General features: G+C 72.0%; 17 protein-coding genes. 12 read left to right on the top strand and 5 right to left on the bottom strand.

Annotated elements, in window-relative coordinates; translation table 11 throughout:
- Positions 1-135: 135 nt before the first annotated feature.
- A complete protein-coding gene (locus ACICHK_RS08480; RefSeq protein ID WP_406836435.1) occupies positions 136-1,467 on the top strand; it encodes a hemolysin family protein in 1,332 nt (443 codons plus the stop codon).
- Positions 1,464-2,549 (top strand): hemolysin family protein, encoded by a 1,086-nt coding sequence (locus tag ACICHK_RS08475; protein ID WP_151468518.1) that lies wholly within the window; start codon positions 1,464-1,466, stop codon positions 2,547-2,549. The genes ACICHK_RS08480 and ACICHK_RS08475 overlap by 4 nt, the downstream gene beginning before the upstream one ends.
- A gap of 78 nt (positions 2,550-2,627) precedes the next feature.
- Here the strand turns inward: ACICHK_RS08475 and ACICHK_RS08470 are convergent, their stop codons facing one another.
- Both ACICHK_RS08470 and ACICHK_RS08465 read right to left on the bottom strand, forming a co-directional pair.
- Entirely contained in the window at positions 2,628-4,493 is a 1,866-nt protein-coding gene (locus ACICHK_RS08470; protein WP_151468519.1) for an AAA family ATPase, read from the bottom strand.
- 467 nt (positions 4,494-4,960) lie between these two features.
- Positions 4,961-5,614: a uridine kinase gene (locus ACICHK_RS08465; protein ID WP_406836434.1), complete on the bottom strand. Its 654-nt coding sequence runs from the start codon at positions 5,612-5,614 to the stop codon at positions 4,961-4,963.
- A 230-nt stretch (positions 5,615-5,844) separates the two neighbouring features.
- On the opposite strand from ACICHK_RS08465, the gene ACICHK_RS08460 reads away from it, so the two are divergent.
- The 6 genes from ACICHK_RS08460 (at position 5,845) to ACICHK_RS08435 (ending at position 12,588) form a co-directional block, all read left to right on the top strand.
- Complete coding sequence (locus tag ACICHK_RS08460) at positions 5,845-6,801, top strand: hypothetical protein (protein ID WP_192582324.1); 957 nt, start codon at positions 5,845-5,847, stop codon at positions 6,799-6,801.
- A 50-nt stretch (positions 6,802-6,851) separates the two neighbouring features.
- Positions 6,852-8,393: an amino acid permease gene (locus ACICHK_RS08455; protein ID WP_406836433.1), complete on the top strand. Its 1,542-nt coding sequence runs from the start codon at positions 6,852-6,854 to the stop codon at positions 8,391-8,393.
- A 190-nt stretch (positions 8,394-8,583) separates the two neighbouring features.
- Positions 8,584-9,945 carry a peptidase C39 family protein gene (locus ACICHK_RS08450; RefSeq protein ID WP_151468521.1) on the top strand — a complete coding sequence of 454 codons (1,362 nt, stop codon included), beginning with the start codon at positions 8,584-8,586 and terminating at the stop codon, positions 9,943-9,945.
- Between the two features lie 268 nt (positions 9,946-10,213).
- On the top strand, positions 10,214-10,360 hold the full coding sequence (locus ACICHK_RS08445; protein WP_151468522.1) for an SCO1431 family membrane protein: 147 nt from the start codon (positions 10,214-10,216) through the stop codon (positions 10,358-10,360).
- A 133-nt stretch (positions 10,361-10,493) separates the two neighbouring features.
- Positions 10,494-11,153, top strand: coding sequence for a TetR/AcrR family transcriptional regulator (locus ACICHK_RS08440; protein ID WP_406836432.1), 660 nt, complete (start codon positions 10,494-10,496; stop codon positions 11,151-11,153).
- A 262-nt stretch (positions 11,154-11,415) separates the two neighbouring features.
- Positions 11,416-12,588, top strand: a complete 1,173-nt coding sequence (locus tag ACICHK_RS08435) for an acyl-CoA dehydrogenase family protein (protein WP_406836431.1) — start codon at positions 11,416-11,418, stop codon at positions 12,586-12,588.
- Here the strand turns inward: ACICHK_RS08435 and ACICHK_RS08430 are convergent.
- Both ACICHK_RS08430 and ACICHK_RS08425 read right to left on the bottom strand, forming a co-directional pair.
- Entirely contained in the window at positions 12,551-12,880 is a 330-nt protein-coding gene (locus ACICHK_RS08430; RefSeq protein WP_406836430.1) for a hypothetical protein, read from the bottom strand. The two genes, ACICHK_RS08435 and ACICHK_RS08430, sit on opposite strands and share 38 nt — an antisense overlap.
- 320 nt (positions 12,881-13,200) lie before the next feature.
- Positions 13,201-13,635: a hypothetical protein gene (locus ACICHK_RS08425; RefSeq protein WP_406836429.1), complete on the bottom strand. Its 435-nt coding sequence runs from the start codon at positions 13,633-13,635 to the stop codon at positions 13,201-13,203.
- A 270-nt stretch (positions 13,636-13,905) separates the two neighbouring features.
- Here ACICHK_RS08425 and ACICHK_RS08420 point away from each other — a divergent pair, with 270 nt between their 5' ends.
- The 4 genes from ACICHK_RS08420 (at position 13,906) to fxsA (ending at position 18,178) form a co-directional block, all read left to right on the top strand.
- Entirely contained in the window at positions 13,906-14,346 is a 441-nt protein-coding gene (locus tag ACICHK_RS08420; RefSeq protein WP_037621061.1) for an Lrp/AsnC family transcriptional regulator, read from the top strand.
- Positions 14,347-14,472: 126 nt separating this feature from the next.
- Positions 14,473-16,089 carry an amidohydrolase gene (locus ACICHK_RS08415; RefSeq protein WP_406836428.1) on the top strand — a complete coding sequence of 539 codons (1,617 nt, stop codon included), beginning with the start codon at positions 14,473-14,475 and terminating at the stop codon, positions 16,087-16,089.
- A 538-nt stretch (positions 16,090-16,627) separates the two neighbouring features.
- Positions 16,628-17,422, top strand: a complete 795-nt coding sequence (locus tag ACICHK_RS08410; RefSeq protein ID WP_406836427.1) for a polyprenol monophosphomannose synthase — start codon at positions 16,628-16,630, stop codon at positions 17,420-17,422.
- Positions 17,423-17,611: 189 nt separating this feature from the next.
- On the top strand, positions 17,612-18,178 hold the full coding sequence (gene fxsA, locus ACICHK_RS08405) for an FxsA family membrane protein (RefSeq protein WP_406836426.1): 567 nt from the start codon (positions 17,612-17,614) through the stop codon (positions 18,176-18,178).
- A 161-nt stretch (positions 18,179-18,339) separates the two neighbouring features.
- On the opposite strand, the gene ACICHK_RS08400 is transcribed toward fxsA, so the two are convergent.
- Entirely contained in the window at positions 18,340-18,714 is a 375-nt protein-coding gene (locus ACICHK_RS08400; RefSeq protein ID WP_003977404.1) for an RNA polymerase-binding protein RbpA, read from the bottom strand.
- Between the last annotated feature and the right edge of the window lie 235 nt (positions 18,715-18,949).

Raw genomic sequence — 18,949 nt, 5'->3', positions numbered from 1 at the left:
TTCATCGCGCCTCCGCCTCCGTCGTGCTCCGGCCCCCAGAGGCTCCCTGCTACCCGAGGAGTGACTCCCTCCAGCGATGGACGGATCGTCCTGTAGTACCTGCGCCGCCCCCTTCCGACATAGCGAGGCGGCGGCATGACCATCCCCCTGTTGCTCCTTGGCGCGGCGTTCCTGCTGATCCTCGCCAACGGCTTCTTCGTGGCCGCCGAGTTCGGCCTCGTCACCGTCGAGCGCCCCGACGCCGAGAAGGCCGCGGCCGACGGCGACGAACGCGCCGGCACGGTCGTCGAGTCGCTCAAGGAGTTGTCCTTCCAGCTCTCCGGCACCCAGCTCGGCATCACCATCACCTCGCTCGTCGTCGGCATGCTCGCCGAACCGGCCCTCGCCCGGTTGCTGGACGGCCCGTTCGGGGCGCTCGGACTGCCCGGGGGCGCGGTGCCCGGCGTCGCCGTGGTGACCGGCATGCTGCTGGCCTCGGCCGTGCAGATGGTGGTCGGTGAACTCGTGCCCAAGAACTGGGCGGTGTCCAAGCCGCTCCAGGTGGCCCGCTTCGTCGCCGGCCCGCAGCAGGTCTTCTCCCGGCTGTTCCGCCCGGTGATCGCCGCGCTGAACACGGTCGCCAACCGGCTCGTCCGCGCCCTGGGCGTGGAACCCGCCGAGGAGCTGGCCTCCGCCCGCACCCCCGGCGAACTCGTCTCCCTCGCCCGTCACTCGGCCCGCGCGGGCGCCCTGGAACAGGACACCGCGGACCTCTTCGTCCGCACGATGTCCCTGGCCGACCTCACCGCGCAGCACGTCATGACGCCGCGGGTGAAGGTCAGCGCCCTCCAGTCGTCGGCCACCGCAGAGGACGTCGTCAACCTCACCCGTGCCACCGGCCTGTCCCGCTTCCCCGTATACCGGGAGCGGATCGACGAGGTCGTGGGCATGGTGCACCTCAAGGACGCCCTCGCGATCCCCGCGCACGACCGGCTGCGCACCCCCGTGGGCCGGATCGCCCAGGCCCCGCTGCTCGTTCCGGAGACCCTGCCCGTGCAGCCCCTCCTGGAGCGGCTGCGCAGCGAACAGCCGATCGCCGTCGTCGTCGACGAGTACGGCGGCACGGCCGGCGTGGTCACCCTGGAGGACATCGTCGAGGAACTCGTCGGCGAGGTCCGCGACGAGCACGACGACGTGCAGGGCGAGCAGCCCGAACTCGCGGTCGCTCCCCCCGAGGACGGCCGGCCCGCCTGGGACGCCGACGGCAGCTGCCGGGTCGACATCCTGCAGCGCATAGGCCTCGACGTGCCCGAGGGACCGTACGAGACCGTGGCGGGCCTCGTCGCCGACCTGCTCGGCAGGATCCCGGCCCCCGGTGACAGGGCCGAGCTCCCCGGCTGGCGCCTCGTGGTGCGGCAGGTCGGGCACTACCGCGCCGAACGCGTCCGCCTCGTGCGGACCGCGCTCGCCCCGGAGGCCGTCCGATGAGCATGCTCCAACTGCTGTTCGCGGGCCTGCTGGTGCTCGCCAACGGCTTCTTCGTCGGCGCCGAGTTCGCGCTCGTGTCCGTACGGCGCAGCCAGATCGAACCGCTGGGCACCGCCCGCTCCCGGCAGGTCCTGTACGGCCTGGAGCGCCTGCCGCAGATGATGGCGGCGGCCCAGTTCGGCATCACCCTGTGCTCGCTGACCCTCGGGGCGGTCGCCGAGCCCACGGTCGCCCGGCTGCTGGAGCCGGTCTTCGAGGCGGTCCGGCTGCCGCACGGGGTGATCCACCCCCTCGGCTATGTGATCGCGCTCGCCCTCGTCGTCTTCTTCCACCTCGTCATCGGCGAGATGGTCCCGAAGAACCTGGCGATGGCCGCGCCCGAGAGGACGGCCCTGTGGCTCAGTCCCGGACTGGTCGCCTTCGCCCGGGTGTGCCGCCCGGTCACGGTGGCCCTCGGCGCCTGCGCGCAGCTGATCCTCAAGCTGTTCCGGGTCGAGCCCAAGGACGAGGTCGAGGCGGTCTTCACCAGCGAGCAGCTCAACCGGCTGGTGGAGGACTCCGGACAGGCGGGACTCCTCGAACCCGAGGAGCAGGAGCGCCTCGAGGACGCCCTGGAACTCGGCTCCCGTCCGGTCACCGACGTCCTCCTCGACAGCGCCTCGCTGGTCACCGTGGACCCGTCGGTCACCCCGGGCCAGGTCGTCGCGCTCACCGCGCGCACCGGGTACTCCCGGTTCCCCGTGGTCGCGGAGAACGGCGCCTTCATGGGCTGCTACCTCCACGTGAAGGACGTCCTCGACCTGGAGGAGTCCGAGCGGGCGGTGCCGCAGCAGATGTGGCGGCCGATGACCACCCTGCGGTCCGAACTCCCGCTGGACGACGCCCTCACCGTGATGCGCCGTGCCGCCACCCACCTCGCCCAGGTCGCCGACGCCTCCGGGAAGGTCCTCGGCCTCGTGGCCCTCGAGGACGTGCTGGAACTGCTGGTCGGCGAGGTACGGGACCCGGCGCACCGCGAGGTGACGCCGGTGCGGGTCGCGGAACCGCGCCCCGGCCAGGCCGAGGAGGCGCTGGCGAGCTGACCGCGTGCGTGGGCCCCGGTTTCCCGTGGGCCGTGCGACCCGTGACGGTCGTACGGCCCCGGCGGGACCGGGGCCCTCTCACATCCCCGACGGATCCTGCGGGCCCCGGCCCGAGAGGACCTCCCCATAGGCCTGCATGAGGTCGGGCAGACGCAATGTCGACAGGTCGTCGCGCGAGGGCGTGCCGGGGTATCCCGACAGCCGCAGATCGCGGTACGCGCAGCTCTTCTCGTACAGGGTGCGCAGGAAGCGGCCGTTGCCGAGCTCGTCGATCCAGCCCTGGTCGACGACGTGCCCGGCGATCGAGCGGAGCTCGTCCAGCGCCTCCTCGTCCCAGATGTCGCCGTTCTCGGCGGCCAGCACCTCACCGATGGAGGTCAGTTCGAGCGGGCGGTAGGAGGGGAAGTCCACGCGGCTGGTGAAGCGCGAGGAGAGACCGGGGTTGGCGGCGAGCAGGCGGTCCATGCCTTCGGGGTAACCGGCGAGGATGACGACCAGGTGGTCCCGGTTGTCCTCGGCCCGCTTCAGCAGCACCTGAAGGGCCTCGTCGCCGTACGCGTCGCCCTTGCCGTAGCCGGAGTTGGACAGGGAGTACGCCTCGTCCACGAACAGGACGCCGCCGATCGCCGAGTCGATCAGCTCGTTGGCCTTCACGGCGGTCTGGCCGAGGTACTCGCCGACCAGGTCGGCCCGCTGGGCCTCGACCAGATGGTCCCCGCCGAGCAGCCCGAGCGCGTAGAAGACCCGGCCGAGGATGCGCGCCACCGTGGTCTTGCCGGTGCCGGAGGGGCCGGAGAAGACGAAGTGCCGTTTCGGCGGCTGCACCGGCAGACCCTGCCCGGTGCGCAGCCTGGCCATGTTCAGCTGCGCCGACAACGCCTTGACCTGTCGCTTCACCGGCTCCAGGCCCACCATGCGCTCCAGCTCGGCGAGCGCCTCGTCGAGCAGGGCGGGGTCCGTCGGTCCCGCGGGCATCGGCTGCACCGGGATCACGGCCTTCTCCCGGAAGCCGTCGGTCTGGACCGGCAGGGCGCCGGGCGGCGACGGGTCGGGGTCCGGGAGCCTCAGATCGCGCCCCTCGGTGCCGAACAGCGCGTCCATGCCGTCCGGGCCCTCCAGCACGTCCTGCCCGATCCCGGCGAGCGTGATCGCTGCGAGGTCGGCGGCGGCGTCGTCGTACCCGTCCCCCTCGGCGATGGCCGCGAGCCGCGCCGAGGTGTCCATGAAGGAGGGGTCGACCCGGTGCACCGCCCGGTACAGGGGCAGGGCCGCGGCGGAGCGCCCGGTGCCCTCGTGGGCGCGGGCCAGCCAGTACCGCAGCTCCTTGCGCTGCGGCTGCTCGCTGCGGCAGCGCATCAGGGCGGACGACAGCAGCGGCTCGGCCTGTCCGTACATCTCCAGCCGGACCCGTGCCATGCCGCCGAACAGGCCGGCCTCGATGCCGAGCATGGGATCGTTGATCAGCGGATCGGTGTGCCGCACCAACTGCTCCCAGTCCTTGACCAGATAGGCGCGGCACGCGTGCAGGAACCGCACCTGGTGGTCCGCGTCGACCGGCGGCAGACCGGCGAGCGCCCGGTCCAGTTCGGGGACATGGCGACCGTCGAGCCAGTGCGAGGCGTGCGCGAGCAGCAGGTCGCGCGGGCTCTCCAGTACCGGCTGGACCCACCAGCCCAGCCAGTACCAGGAGTTGAGGGTGCGTCGGTGGCGGGAGCGTTGCTCGCCGAAGCGGTCCCGGTGCCGGAACATCCGCAGCAGCGCGGTCGTCGTGTCCACCCGTAGCGCGTGCAGTCCGAGCCAGCCGTCCGCCATGCCGGGGTCCATCCGGACCGCGGCGCGGAACTCCTCCTCCGCCTGCGGGTAGGCGCCCATCGTGTAGGCGTCCACGCCCCGCAGCCAGGCGAGGTCGGCCGGGGCCTCGGGGCCCTGCGTGCCGAAGTCCATCACGTCCCCCACAAACCGTGCCCCCGATGGTCGGGGAGTACCTCGCGGATCAGGACATCCCCTCGCCGCCGGGCCGGTGCCCGTCGGCAGCTCTGGTCGAACGACTGTGCCGCGGACGGGAGTTGAAGCGGTGCGGCAGAGCAGCCGTCCGAAAGCCGTACCGAGAGGCATGGTACCCGCGGTCGACGGGCCTGCCGAAGGGTGCAGCACGGCCCGTTCCACGAGGTGGGAGCGGGCGGGACGCACGGCGGACGGTGACCCAGGGTGAGCGAATCACGCCTCGGGGTGTCCGGAAAGAGAGGGTGTGGGCAGAACGAAGCCCCCGATCACGGGGGAACAACCGGGGGCTTCGCGACTGCGGGCGGTTCCCGAAGGGCCGCTGCTTCAGAACGTAAGACCTGTACGGCCCCCTGGTCAAGCGGAGTTGGGACACCGAGGCAACTTCTCCGGAGTGGGTCTTCGCGACTTCAGCGCGCTGCGGATGGTCCATCACGTTGAGTGATGGACTGGTCCGGTCCAGACGTCCCGGCAGGCCCTGGCGACACCTCGTACCCCTCGGGACACTGCCGCACCACGAGGTCCGCGAACGGCCGTGTGGGGTCCTCGGCGAAGTGCCGGCGCTCGGCCCGGACCCATCCGTCCCAGAAGTCGCTCTGCGCCCGGCCGTCCCGCCGCCGTCCCCGCGCCCAGGCCCGCTCGGGCGGCAACTCCATCCACAGGACGCGCGCGAGCCACGGGCGCAGCGCACGGCGTCCGGCCCCGACGCCCTCGACGATCACCGCGGGCGCGGCCGGCAGTTCGCGGACCGGTCCGAACTCCCGGGCGGTCCAGTCGTAAGGGGCGTACAGCGCGGCCTCGCCGCGCCCGAACGGCTCGATCACCCGGCCCAGCAGGCGCCCGGTCCAGCCGAAGAGCTCCTCGTGGGTGGCGATGTCGTCGAGGTGCAGTACGGGCGCGCCGCCCAGGGCCGCCGCCAGTGACCCGGCGAACGTGGTCTTTCCGGAGCCGGCGTGGCCGTCCACGCCGATCAGCCGGACGGGCCCGCAGGAGGGCGGCAGCCGGAGCAGCCGCGAGGCGAGGTCGTGAATGGGGTTTCCCGGGGTGAGGTGCGGGGTGGGCATAGTCCTGGGGAACATTCTATCGAGGTGCCGTCCACAGCGGATCCATGGGTTCAGGATGGTGTCGCATTGAACTATTCGCTGAACAATCCTCAAGAACTTCACGGGCCCGCTCCCAAAATTCCCGGCCCCGCGGAACCGGCTATTTCGGATAGGGCGTTCCGGTACTCGGAGATGCTGAGTAGGGTTCTTGTCGAGGAACGGCGAAGTCGTACGGGGACGGACAGGGGAAGATGGCCGCGGGTTTATTCGAGGGGCAGTATGTGTGGCATCCAGCGGCCGACGACCGCACTCTCGCGAGTGTCTGCACGGACGTCAGAGCGGGCCGCTATCTGAGCGCCCACCAAGCTCTTGAGGAGACCCGTTCCGACTACGGATTACGGGCCCATCGTTCCCTGGTCCTCGCCTCCGAGGCCGCCGACTCCGACCTCGCCGAACGCTGGCTGGCGGAGGAGCAGACCCCCGAGGCCGCCCTGATGTGGGCCCGCGTGGCCGTGCTGCGGGCGCTGCGCGCGGCCGACGCCAAGGACGACCGGGCCGAGGCGCTGGAACGCATAGCGCTGACCGCCTGCGACCGGGCCGCGCTGATGGACCGGGCCGATCCCACGCCCTGGGTCGCCCGGCTGTCCATGGCCCGGCTGCACGACCTGCGCGACCCGGCCCCGGAGGGGCTGCTGACCCGGCCTCCCGGCCCCTGGCGCCTGTTCTCGCACGTCCTGCGCCTCGACCCCTGGAACCGTGAGGGCCACCACCGGTTCCTGGCGTTCTTCTTCACGCGCTACGGCGGTTCCGTGAACGCCGCCTGGGACGTCGCCGCCTTCCTGAGCCAGCGCGCCCCCGTCTCCTCGCCGCTGCGGCTGCTGCCGCTGGTGGCCCTGGTGGAGAGCTACAACCCCACGCAACTGCTGGTCGACCGCACCTGGGAGCAGCCGCAGTGGCGTTCTACGGCGCTCGCGATCTACCAGAACTGGCTACCGGAAGTGGCCGGATACCGCTTCACACCGGTGCTAGACCTGGCGTACCTGGCGCACGCGCTCTTCATGGCGCAGCGCGAGTTCGAGGCGCGCGCGGTGTTCACGGCCATGGGGCCCTACGCCTGCCGCATGCCGTGGAGCGTGTTCGGCGAACCCGCGGAGCAGCTCTCCCGCGCCCGCCGCGCCTGCGGCCTGCCCGTGCCGGGGGCCGGCTGACCGCCGGCCCTCCCCGTCGTCCCGAATCACCCCCGAGAGAAAGGACAGCCGTGTCAGAGCGAATAACGGCCCCGGGTCGGAGAACCGGCCCCGGAAAGGATTCCGCGGCCTTCGACGACGACGCCACGCTCCATGCGATGGGATATCCGAGAAAACTCACCCGTCGATTCCAGGCGTTCGACAACTTCGCGATCTCCTTCACCATCATCAACATTATTTCCGGTATTTTCTCGTCCTTCGGGTTCGGCATGAACGCCGGCGGCCCGCGCATTCTCGTGTTCGGCTGGATCGGCGTCTCGGTGATGGTGCTCTTCATCGGTGCCGCGATGGCGGAAGTCGCCTCCGCCTATCCGACCAGCGGGGCGCTCTATTTCTCCGCCGGCAAGCTCGCCAAGCGGCACAAGGGCGCCTGGTCCTGGTACACGGGGTGGCTGAATTTCGTGGGTCAGGTGGGGGGTACGGCGGCCACCGGTTACGCGGCCGCCACCTTCATCCAGGCGTTCGTCGCCCTGCAGTGGGACTCGTACCGTCCGACGGCCGAGCAGACGGTCCTCATCACGGCGCTGATCATCGTGCTCCAGGGTTTGGCCAATACCTACACGGTCCAGCTGGTCGCCGTGCTGAACCGGATCTCCGTGTGGTGGCTCCTGATCGGGCTCGTGGTGATCGTGAGCACGCTCGTCGTGATGCCCGACGACCACCAGTCGGCCTCGTTCGTCACTCATTTCGCGAACAACACCGGTTTCACGAACGGGATTTACGGAGGGATGCTCGGTCTGCTGGTCACGAGCTGGACCTTCACGGGCTTCGACGGCAGCTTCCACATGTCCGAGGAAACGGTGCGGGCCACGGTCAACGCACCGAAGGGGATCACCCGTTCGATAGGCTATTCGGCGATCACCGGGCTCATCCTGATGCTCGCCCTCGTGTACAGCATTCATGATTACGACCGGGTCGCCGGTTCCTCGGCGCCGCCCGTGCAGATCCTCATCGACGGGCTTGGCATGGGCATGGCTAAGTTCATCCTGCTCATCGTGATCGGCTCCATGCTCTTCTGCGGGCTGGCCAACCTGACCAGCAACACCCGGCAGATCTTCGCCTTCTCCCGCGACGGCGCGATGCCGGGCTCGCGCTGGTGGCACTCCGTCTCACCGCGCACCCGCACCCCCGTCAAGGCCGTCTGGCTGGCGGTCGCCTGCTCGCTGGCCCTCGTCCTGCCCGGATGGTGGTCGCACACCGCCTTCACGGCCATCGTCAGCGTCAACGTCGTCGGACTCTTCCTCGCCTACGCCGTGCCGGTCTTCCTGCGGCTGCGGCTCGGCGACGAGTTCCAGCCCGGCCCCTGGAACCTGGGCCGCTGGAGCAAGCCCGTCGGCTGGGTGGCCGTGACCTGGATCCTCGCCAGCAGCGTGCTCTTCATGCTGCCCCAGGTCTCGCCGATCACCGGGGACAACTTCAACTACGCCTCGATCGCCCTGGCCGTGGTGCTGACCGTCGCGACGGTGTGGTGGTTCGCCACGGCGCGCCGCCGTTTCCAGGGGCCCGTCAGCTACGGCCGCCCCGACGAGGTCGCGGCCATGGACCTCGTCTGATCACCCCTCAGCCCCGGCCCCGGCGCCCGCCGGGGCCGGGGCGCCCCAGGTCATGTCAGTGGTCCCGACCAATATTGGTGGGTGCGGCACGGGCCGAAGTGCTGGCAGAAGTCGCTCCCCGGCGTCCATAGTTGGCGCACGACAGAGCACTGGGCCCGCCCGTTCCGGACACCCTGGGGGTTCTCCGCCCATGAGCAGAGCCGAACAGCCGTCCCGCAGAATCGTCCTGACCGCCGCGGTCGCCGCGGCGGCGGTGGGGGCCGCGGGCCCCGCGTCCGCCGCCGCCCCGGCCGCCCCGGTCCCCCGGACCAGAGCCCCCGGAGGTCTTGTCGACAACCGCGCCTGGACCTCGTACAGCGACTGGCGCACGGGAAGCGCGGCGGGCACGCGGGTCGTGCGGGGCGCCCGTCCCGGCCTGGTGATCGCCGCCCCGGCCGGCACGGCGGACTACACCGACCCCCACACCGGCAGGACGGCCGCCTGGGAGTACGCGACCTGGACCTCGCCGGTCCACCGGCTCCCGGTCCCCGCCACGGAGGCCATCGCCTCCTGGAACGCGCACACCCCGGCCGGCACGTGGCTCCAGGTCGAGCTGACCGGCACCTACTCCGACGGCACGGACACGCCCTGGTACGTGATGGGCCGCTGGGCCTCCGGCGACCAGGACATCCGGCGCACCTCCGTGGACGACCAGACCGACGGCCGCAGCACCATCTGGACGGACACCTTCTCCATCGACGACGCCGCCTCCGGCCTGCGCCTCCTCTCCTACCGGCTGCGCCTGACCCTCTACCGCACCCCGGGCTCCAGGATCACGCCCACCGTGTGGCGCCTCGGAGCGATGGGCTCCGACATCCCGGACCGCTTCACCGTCCCCGCCTCGGCCCCGGGCCTCGCCCAGGAGCTGAACGTCCCGCGCTACTCGCAGGAGATCCACGCCGGCCAGTACCCGGAGTACGACAACGGCGGCGAGGCCTGGTGCAGCCCCACCTCCTCGCAGATGATCATCGAGTACTGGGGGCGCAGGCCCACCGCCGGGCAGCTCGCCTGGGTCGACCCCTCGTACGCCGATCCGCAGGTGTGCCTCGCGGCCCGTTCCACCTACGACTACCAGTACGCCGGCTGCGGCAACTGGCCCTTCAACGCCGCCTACGCGGCCACGTACAAGGACCTCCAGGGCGTGGTGACCCGGCTCGGCTCGCTCACCGACCTGGAGACGCTGATCGCGGCGGGCATCCCGGCCATAACGTCCCAGTCGTTCCTCAAGTCCGAGCTGACGGGCGCGGGGTACGGCACCTCGGGCCACCTCATGACGGTCGTGGGGTTCACCGCGGACGGCGACGTGATCGCCAACGACCCGGCCTCGCCCGGCGACGACGCGGTGCGCAGGGTCTACAAGCGCTCCGAGTGGGAGAACATCTGGCTGCGCACCAAGCGCTACAACGCCTCCGGGAAGGTCGTCTCCGGTACCGGCGGGGTCTGCTACCTGTACTTCCCGGCGCATCCCTCGGCACGGCAGCGCAAGGCGCTCGCGGCGGTGGGCGTCCGGTGACGTGACCGGCGGTCCCCGCCCGACGGGGGCCGCCGGACCGGCCGGAGCGCCGTCCCCGCGGGGCGATCACGGCCCCGGCCGGGGCCGTGTGACGAGACACACGTGAGGTGGCGGCCGGGCGGAATCCCGCGGGATCCGGCGCCGTCGAGCCGCGGACGTGACCTCGGTCTCTACCGGCGACCGCGGCTCCGGTGGCAAGGTGGCCGGGTCGGTGGGGAGCCGACGGGAGCCGGGGGACGCCACCGCACCACTACGTCAGCGAGATGCCATGACCACGAGCTCCGCCACCGCCCCTCGTCTCCGCGCCCGGACCGGAGGCCCGAAGGACGACGGCCCGAAGATCCTCGAACACGTCGTGGGCTGGATCCTCGTGGTGGCCGTGGCGATGCTGGTGACCCGGCTCGGTCTGATCTGACAGGGCGCCGCCGGGGAGCCCGCGGCACGCGCCCGGGCCCGACGAGCGACGGGCCGATCGCCCCCGGATGACGGTCGGCACGGTTCTGCCATACTGCGCATGTTCCGTCGGCAGTTGGAGACCAGGGCCGGAATTGAATAATAGTCAACAGCGTGAGGTCGACCGTCCCCGTACGCGGGGCACCGACCGCTCACTGGCGCGCCGCGCCGAACTCATCGCCATCGGAAGGAAGTTGTTCGCCGACACGTCGTACGACGCGCTGTCGATGGATGACATCGCACGTCAGGCGCATGTCGCCAAGGGGCTGATCTACTACTACTTCAAGTCCAAGCGCGGCTACTACCTCGCCATCGTCGAGGACTCGGTCGCGGATCTGGTCTCCCGGGCCGCCGACGGTCTGGAGCTCCCCGGGGTGGAGCGGGTCCAGCGCACGATCGACGGCTATCTCCGCTACGCCGAGCACAACCAGGCCGCCTACCGCACGATCATCGCGGGCGGCGTGGGCTTCGACGCCGAAGTGCAGGCGATACGCGAGGGCGTGCGCGAGGCGATCGTCGCGACGATCGCCGAAGGGGCGTACGGCAAGGGCAAGGTCGGACCGCTGCCGCGCGTCGCCCTGCTCGGCTGGCTGCACGGAGTGGAGGGGGCCACCCTCGACTGGATCGACCACCCCGTGCTGCCGCGCGACACGATGCGCGAGCTGCTGGTGAAGATGCTCGGGGGCGCGATGCGCGCCGTCGAAGAGCTCGACCCCTCCTACGTGGCCCCGCCCGACGCCCGGCGGGACGACTGACGGAACGGTGCGGCGACTGACGGAACGGTATGAGGACCAGACCGCCCTGTCAATGGTTCGGACCAATCGAGTGATCGGGTGCGTGCGTCCGTCGGCGTCCGGCGCGGCCGTGCCTCCGTTCGGGCGTACTCCCGGCGCCACGGCCGTCGTTCGCCGGGTTTCGTGAGTCGGGCCGGGAGCATCGGCGGGGCCAGGTGAGACCCGGCGCCGCCGCCCCCGGGCCGGCGTCCGCCGACGTGCCCGAACAGGGAGGAGCGCCGCCGTGCCCGATCGCGCCCCGCAGCCGGTGGACCGTCAGCTGCCCACGGACGAGGCCCGGGAGCTGATCTCGCTCGTCCGCGACATCGCGCGGCGCGAGATCGTCCCGAGGGCGGCCGAGGAGGAGGACGCCGGGCGTTTTCCGCGCGAGGTCTTCGGACTGCTCTCGCGGTCCGGACTGCTCGGACTGCCGTACGACCCTGCCCACGGTGGCGGAGGCCAGCCGTACGAGGTCTACCTCCAGGTCCTCGAGGAACTCGCCATGGCCCGCCTCACCGTGGGCCTCGGCGTCAGCGTCCACACCCTCGCCTGCCACGCGCTGGCGGACTACGGGACCGAGGAGCAGCGGGCCCGGCACCTGCCCGCGATGCTCGGCGGCGGCCTGCTCGGCGCGTACTGCCTCTCCGAGCCGTCCTCGGGTTCCGACGCCGCCTCGCTGCGGACGAAGGCGGTACGGCAGGGGGACGAGTGGGTCGTCACCGGCACCAAGGCGTGGACCACGCACGGCGGGGTGGCCGACTTCTGCACGGTGTTCGCGCGGACCGGCGGCGAGGGCCCGCGCGGCATCACCGCCTTCCTGGTGCCCGGCGACGCCGAGGGACTGAGCGCTTCGCCGCCCGAGCGGAAGATGGGCATGAAGGGTTCGCCGACCGCACAGGTCCACTTCGACGAAGTGCGGGTCGCCGACGCCCGTCGCCTCGGCGACGAGGGCCAGGGTTTCGCGATCGCCCTGTCGGCGCTCGACTCCGGGAGGCTCGGCATCGCGGCCTGCGCGACAGGGGTGGCCCAGGCCGCGCTGGACGAGGCCGTCGCGTACGCCATGGGACGACGCCAGTTCGGCGGACGGATCGCGGACTTCCAGGGGCTTCGTTTCATGCTCGCGGACATGGCCACCCGGATCGAGGCCGGCCGGGCGCTCTGCCTGGCCGCCGCCCGGTCGCGCGATGCCGGCCGGCCCTTCTCCAAGCAGGCCGCCATGGCGAAACTGCTGTGCACGGACGGGGCGATGAAGGTCACCACGGACGCCGTCCAGGTCCTGGGCGGGTACGGGTACACCGCCGACTTCCCGGCCGAGCGGTACATGCGGGAAGCGAAGGCGCTGCAGATCGTCGAGGGCACCAATCAGATCCAGCGCATGGTCATCGCGCGGCACCTCGTGGGTCCCGGGACGGGCTGAGACCGACGCGAGGGTCCGCGCCCGCGCCGAACTCTCCCCGGGGATCCGCGCCCGCGCCGAACTCCCCCCGGGGAGCCGTGCCCGCACGGAACTCGCGCCGCGGGTCCCCGGGCGCGTCCAAGTGCCCGTCCTCGCGCGGGTCCCGGCCCGGGGCGAAGCGTTCCTCCTCCCGCGGTTCCGTGAGCGCGCCGAACCGTCCGTACCCGTACATCACCGACGGCGCCACCAGGCGCGCCCACTCGGGGTCGTGGTGCCCCGGCAGTGCCCGGCCCCGGTCGGCCCAGGCGCGCATCAGGGCACGGTAGATGGGCGGGTCCTGAACCGGCGGGGGTGGTGCCCAGTGAACCGATTCCATCGGAGCCGGGACGAGGATCCGGCGCCGGTGCCCGGTCGCGGAAGGTGTGGGGCTCATACCGGGGCAACGCCCGGGCGTGCGGACAGGTCACCCGCCCGCGGAATCGGGTATGCGTTCGCGGCGGGACCCCCGCGAGGTCCGCGAGAGCGCGTCGTCCGGCCCCGTACGCACCGGTCCCGCACCACGGCGGCCCGCGGGCCGTGGTGCGGAGCGGTCGCTGGGGTGGACCGGACGTCGCCGACGGATGTGGCGACCGGTCAGGCGGCGCGCCGCATCTCGTGGACGCGCATCGGGATCGAGCCCGGTCCGCCCACGTGGGAGAACGGCTGCGTGCGCCAGTCGAGTCCCTGAGGGAGCGTCAGCAGGAGGGCGGTGTCCTGCTGCTGGAGTTCCGCGGTGTCGTCCGCGGACCGCGCCCCGGCGGCCGCGCGTCCCGTGCCCGAGCAGACGGTGAGTCCGAACGGGTTCCACGGGGAGGCGCACAGGGCGTGCTCCGGCAGGACCTCCTCGTCCGCCAGCAGCGCGATGGGCTGCGCGCAGTCCGGGCAGATGACCCGGTACATCTCGAAGGTGTCGTACGCGTCGAACTCGTCACCGTCCAGGGCGTCGGATTCGACATCCTCCGGCTCGGGCTCGAGAACGGCCTGCTGCCGCTTGGGTGCGGTACGACCAGGGCGCTTAAGACTCTGCATGGGATTCTCCCCCTCGGGTGGGCCGACAAGGCGCTGCGACCTCGACCACAGCAAGCACTTCCCGTCCCGTCTCCGGGGTAATCACGCGAACATCGCGGACCCGGTTGCATCCGTGTGTCCTTCGTCACATGCCGCCCGCAGGTGCCCGGCCCCGGCGGAGTTTCTGTCGGCCAGGTGGCGCGCGACCGGGACCGGGCACATCACAAAGCGGGTATGACCTGCACCGCTGAGGTATCCCGGGGGATCGGCGGCCCTGTAGGTTCTTGCGCCATGGAGGAGCTGGACCGACAGATCGTGCAGCTGCTCGTCGCAGACGGGCGGATGAGTTACACCGACCTGGGCAAGGCCACGGGCCTGTCCACGTCCGCCGTGCACCAGCGGGTGCGCCGTCTCGAGCAGCGCGGCGTCATCCGGGGCTATGCCGCGGTCGTGGATCCGGAGGCCGTCGGGCTGCCCCTGACCGCCTTCATCTCGGTGAAGCCGTTCGACCCCAGCGCCCCCGACGACATCGCCGAACGCCTCGCGGGCGTACCGGAGATCGAGGCCTGCCACAGCGTCGCGGGCGACGAGAACTACATCCTCAAGGTACGTGTCTCGACCCCGCACGAACTCGAGGAACTCCTCGGGCGGCTGCGGGCGCTCGCGGGCGTGTCGACGCGCACCACGGTCGTCCTGTCGACACCGTACGAGTCCCGCCCGCCCCGCATCTGAGGGTCCCTCCGGGGTGCGGGCGTCCGGTCCGCGGGTCCGTCCGGACGGGCGGGTCTCCCCGGCCGCCCCGCCGTGTCGCCCCCACCCGGGCGACGGCCGGACGCCGGCAGGCGCGAGACTGTTCCCATGAGTGAGAGCACCGCCCCGTCGGACACCGTGCTGCTGCGCGGTGGAGAAGTCCACAGCCCCGCCGACCCCTTCGCCACCGCCATGGTCGTGGAACGGGGTCATGTCGCCTGGGTCGGCTCGGAAGGGGCCGCCGACGCCTTCGCGGGTGGCGTCGACGAGGTCGTGGACCTCGAAGGCGCCCTGGTCACCCCGGCGTTCACCGACGCGCACGTGCACACCACCGCCACCGGGCTCGCGCTCACCGGCCTCGACCTGTCCGACGCGCCGTCCCTGGAGGCGGCCCTCGCCCTCGTACGCGAGTTCGCCACCGCCCGTCCGGCCGACCGGGTGCTGCTCGGCCACGGCTGGGACGCGGCCCGCTGGCCCGGCGGCCGGCCCCCGGCCCGCACCGAACTCGACGCCGCGACCGGCGGACGCCCGCTCTACCTCTCCCGCATCGACGTGCACTCCGCCGTGGCCACCAGCGCGCTCCTGGACCTGGTCCCCGGCGTCACGGCACTCGCCGGGTACGCGCCCGACGGCCCCCTGACCCGCGACGCCCACCACGCCGTGCGTGCCGCGGCCCTCGGCGCGGTCGGTGCCGAGCAGCGCACGGAGGCCCAGCGCGCCGCGCTCGCCCACGCGGCCTCGCTCGGCATCGGCTCCGTGCACGAGTGCGCGGGCCCCGAGATCTCCTCCGAGGACGACTTCACCGGACTGCTGCGGCTCGCCGCCGAGGAGCCCGGACCACGGGTCGTCGGCTACTGGGCCGACCGCGACGTCGAGAAGGCGCGGGCCCTGGGCGCCGTCGGCGCGGCCGGCGACCTGTTCGTCGACGGCTCCCTCGGCTCCCACACCGCCTGTCTGCGCGAGCCGTACCTCGACGCGGACCACACGGGCGTCGCCCACCTCGACGCGGACGCCGTCGCCGCGCACGTGGTCGCCTGCACCGAGGCGGGCCTCCAGGCGGGCTTCCACGCGATCGGGGACGCCGCGGTGACCTCGGTGGTCGAGGGCGTCCGCGCCGCCGCCGAGAAGGTCGGCCTGGCACGCGTGCGCGCCGCCCGGCACCGCGTCGAGCACGCCGAGATGCTCACCCCGGAGACCGTCGCGGGCTTCGCCGAGCTCGGCCTCACCGCCTCCGTGCAGCCCGCCTTCGACGCGCTGTGGGGTGGCGAGGACGGCATGTACGCCCAGCGGCTCGGAGCCGAGCGGGCCCGGGAGCTCAACCCGTTCGCGGCCCTGCTGCGCGCCGGCGTGCCGCTGGCCTTCGGCTCCGACAGCCCCGTGACCCCGCTCGACCCGTGGGGCACCGTGCGCGCGGCGGCCTTCCACCGCACGCCCGGACACCGGGTGTCCGTGCGGGCCGCCTTCACGGCCCACACGCGGGGCGGCTGGCGGGCCGTCGGACGGGACGACGCGGGCATCCTGGTGCCGGGCGCGCCCGCGGACTACGCGGTGTGGCGCACCGGCCGCCTCCTCGTGCAGGCCCCCGACGACCGGGTCGCGCGCTGGTCCACCGACCCCCGCTCCGGCACCCCCGGACTGCCGGATCTGACCCCCGGCGGCGACCTCCCCCTCTGTCTGCGCACGGTGGTCGGCGGACGGACGGTGTTCGTACGGCCCAACGAGTGATGTACCGGGGTGCCAGGGTCGCGCCGGGGGCCCGGCACCCCGTCGTTCGACCTGCGTTTCCTCGGCGCTGACCTGGGCTTTGCCGGAAAGGTGCAGATCAAGCCAGTGTTGACAGCCGACCGCAGGGGGCGGGTAGGTTCGGCCGGGTCCACCACCGGACGGCCGGCCGGGGAACTTCCGCACGGCCTTGCGGCGCCGCTGGGTCAGGGGTGGTGCGCCGACCGGCGCACCCGCCGCCGGGAGCCAGGCCCAGCGTCGGCGCCGCGAGGAGATGGAACGTTCCGACAGGTCGGCAGGTGCGACCCGGGTGGGGCCCGGACGTTCAGTAGACAACGGCTTTCGGTCGATCCGCAGCCAGCGGGTCCCGGGCCGGCCCGAAGGGCGCCGGGCCCCGATCCGCAGGACGCGTTTTCCGCCACGGGGTGCCCGTCTTACCCGCCTCTTGGCGAATCGACACCCCCGTAGGCATGCTGCGACGCAACAGCGCAGGCTGGGCGCACTATGGTGGACCCCTGCGTACGGATACGAAGGGGCAGCAGTGAACGACGGCGACGGGACCCTCGCGGCGGAAGCCCAGGGGAGGCGGTTCGGCCCGCTCGGCACGGCCTTGGTGATCATTCCGACCTACAACGAGGCGGAGAACATCAAGAAGATCGTCGGCCGGGTGCGATCCGCCGTGCCCGAGGCGCACGTCCTGGTGGCGGACGACAACAGCCCCGACGGCACGGGCAAGCTGGCCGACGAGCTGGCGGCCGACGACGAGAACGTCCAGGTCCTCCACCGCAAGGGCAAGGAAGGGCTCGGTGCCGCCTACCTCGCGGGGTTCCGCTGGGGCCTGGAGCACGGCTACGGCGTCCTCATCGAGATGGACGCCGACGGCTCGCACCAGCCGGAGGAACTTCCCCGTCTGCTGACCGCGCTCAAGGGCGCCGACCTCGTCCTCGGCTCGCGCTGGGTGCCGGGCGGCCGCGTGGTGAACTGGCCCAAGTCCCGCGAGTTCATCTCGCGCGGCGGCAGCCTCTACTCCCGTGTCCTGCTCGACGTGCCGATCCGGGACGTGACCGGCGGCTACCGCGCCTTCCGCCGCGAGACCCTCGAAGGCCTCGGCCTCGGCGAGGTCGCCTCCCAGGGCTACTGCTTCCAGGTCGACCTGGCCCGCCGCGCGGTGCGGGCCGGCTACCACGTCGTCGAGGTCCCGATCACCTTCGTCGAACGCGAGCTGGGCGACTCCAAGATGAGCCGCGACATCCTCGTGGAGGCGCTGTGGCGCGTCACCACGTGGGGCGTGGGCGAGCGCGTCGGCCGCATCACGGGCCGCCGCAAGCAGCCCTGACACCGTCCGGCACTGTCCCGGTACCGCGCGGGCGGGCCCACCGGCCCTCGCGGCGACAGGACGGGCCGGTGGGCCCGCGCTGTCGCCGGGGCCGGCGAGCGGTGCCGTCACGGTGGGGCCGGCCGCCCGGCGGCAGGGATTGAGCGTGCGCTTATCCCGAACAGAGGCGGGCCCAGGCACACTGGGAGCATGACGACAGGCGTTCCGACCCCCGCTCCCTCCCGCCCGCGGCGCTCGCGGCTGCGCACCTTCCTGCCGCTCGGTGTCGCGGTGTGGATGGTGCTGGAGATCTGGCTGCTGACACTCGTCGCGCACGCCACGAGCGGCTTCACGGTGTTCCTGCTGCTGGTCGCCGGGTTCGTCCTCGGCTCCGTGGTCATCAAGCGGGCCGGCCGCCGTGCCTTCCAGAACCTGAGCCGGACGTTCCAGCAGGCACAGGGCGGTGTGGCGTCACCGGGCGACAGCGGCCGGGGCAATGGCCTGACGATGCTCGCCGGCCTGCTCCTGATGATCCCGGGTTTGATCTCGGACGCGATCGGCCTGCTCCTGCTGGTCCCGCCGGTCCAGAAGGGCGTCAGCCGCTACGCGCAGGGCGCCTTCGAGCGCAGGATGCGACTGGCGGCCCCCGGTTCCGTCGGCGACGCCTTCCAGCAGGCCCGTATCCACCGCCCCGACGGCAAGGTGGTCCAGGGCGAGGTCATCAGGGACGAGACCCCGAGCGAGCCCGGCGGCCACTATCCGCCCCTGAACCGCTAGCCGCCGCTCTTCCCCGGGCCGTGACACGGCCCGGGGAAGAGCGGCGGAACCGCCTTCGCCGCGACGCACGAGACGCCACGACGCACGAGACCGCGGGCCCGTACCAGGTACGGTGCCCGCGGTCTCGGCGTGCGGTGTATGCCGCTCGACCCTCGAAGGGGTCAGGCGGACTTGCGGCTGTCCCGCGGATGCACCGCGATGTTCATCGCGCCGGAGCGCAGGACGGCCAGGCGCTCCTCGAGGACCTCTTCGAGTTCCTCGCGGGTGCGCCGCTCCATCAGCATGTCCCAATGTGTACGCGCGGGCTTGGCCTTCTTCTCCTCAGGGCCGTCGCCGTCCACCAGGAGTGCCTGCGCCCCGCAGACCTTGCACTCCCATTCCGGCGGGATCTCCGCCTCGACCGAGAAGGGCATCTCGAAGCGGTGCCCCTTCTCGCATGCGTACTCCACGGCCTGGCGCGGGGCCAGGTCGATGCCGCGGTCCGTCTCGTAGCTGGTCACCACGAGGCGCGTGCCGCGAAGAGCTCGCTCACTCATGAATCGTGCCTCCCGGGCTTGTCGCCCACAGGACAGGTGTCGCTGTCGTCGTCATCCGGTCAACGTCCGGTCGGCGGTAAAGATTCCCGTTGTGGGTCATGCGTCGCCGTCGTAGCCGCCCCTTGTTGTACCCACCGTCGCCCGGTTTGTCACATCTGGCATCAGATGTCACCCAACGCTTCAGTATCATTGACGCGCAGTAACGGTACGCCAGGCAGGCCAAACGCGTACACTA

The organism is Streptomyces sp. AHU1 (assembly GCF_045343905.1).
Lineage (GTDB): Bacteria > Actinomycetota > Actinomycetes > Streptomycetales > Streptomycetaceae > Streptomyces > Streptomyces triticiradicis.
The sequence above is the reverse complement of the archived record's forward strand: the minus strand, read 5'-3'. Positions and strand labels throughout refer to the sequence as shown.

Coding starts and splice junctions, on each gene's coding strand:
- ACICHK_RS08460 (WP_192582324.1), top strand. CDS start 5,845: ATGGCCGCGGGTTTATTCGAGGGGCAGTATGTGTGGCATCCAGCGGCC.
- ACICHK_RS08420 (WP_037621061.1), top strand. CDS start 13,906: ATGGAGGAGCTGGACCGACAGATCGTGCAGCTGCTCGTCGCAGACGGG.
- ACICHK_RS08450 (WP_151468521.1), top strand. CDS start 8,584: ATGAGCAGAGCCGAACAGCCGTCCCGCAGAATCGTCCTGACCGCCGCG.
- ACICHK_RS08400 (WP_003977404.1), bottom strand. CDS start 18,714: ATGAGTGAGCGAGCTCTTCGCGGCACGCGCCTCGTGGTGACCAGCTAC.
- ACICHK_RS08465 (WP_406836434.1), bottom strand. CDS start 5,614: ATGCCCACCCCGCACCTCACCCCGGGAAACCCCATTCACGACCTCGCC.
- ACICHK_RS08430 (WP_406836430.1), bottom strand. CDS start 12,880: ATGCGCGCCTGGGCCGACCGGGGCCGGGCACTGCCGGGGCACCACGAC.
- fxsA (WP_406836426.1), top strand. CDS start 17,612: ATGACGACAGGCGTTCCGACCCCCGCTCCCTCCCGCCCGCGGCGCTCG.
- ACICHK_RS08475 (WP_151468518.1), top strand. CDS start 1,464: ATGAGCATGCTCCAACTGCTGTTCGCGGGCCTGCTGGTGCTCGCCAAC.
- ACICHK_RS08425 (WP_406836429.1), bottom strand. CDS start 13,635: ATGCAGAGTCTTAAGCGCCCTGGTCGTACCGCACCCAAGCGGCAGCAG.
- ACICHK_RS08445 (WP_151468522.1), top strand. CDS start 10,214: ATGACCACGAGCTCCGCCACCGCCCCTCGTCTCCGCGCCCGGACCGGA.
- ACICHK_RS08415 (WP_406836428.1), top strand. CDS start 14,473: ATGAGTGAGAGCACCGCCCCGTCGGACACCGTGCTGCTGCGCGGTGGA.
- ACICHK_RS08480 (WP_406836435.1), top strand. CDS start 136: ATGACCATCCCCCTGTTGCTCCTTGGCGCGGCGTTCCTGCTGATCCTC.
- ACICHK_RS08470 (WP_151468519.1), bottom strand. CDS start 4,493: ATGGACTTCGGCACGCAGGGCCCCGAGGCCCCGGCCGACCTCGCCTGG.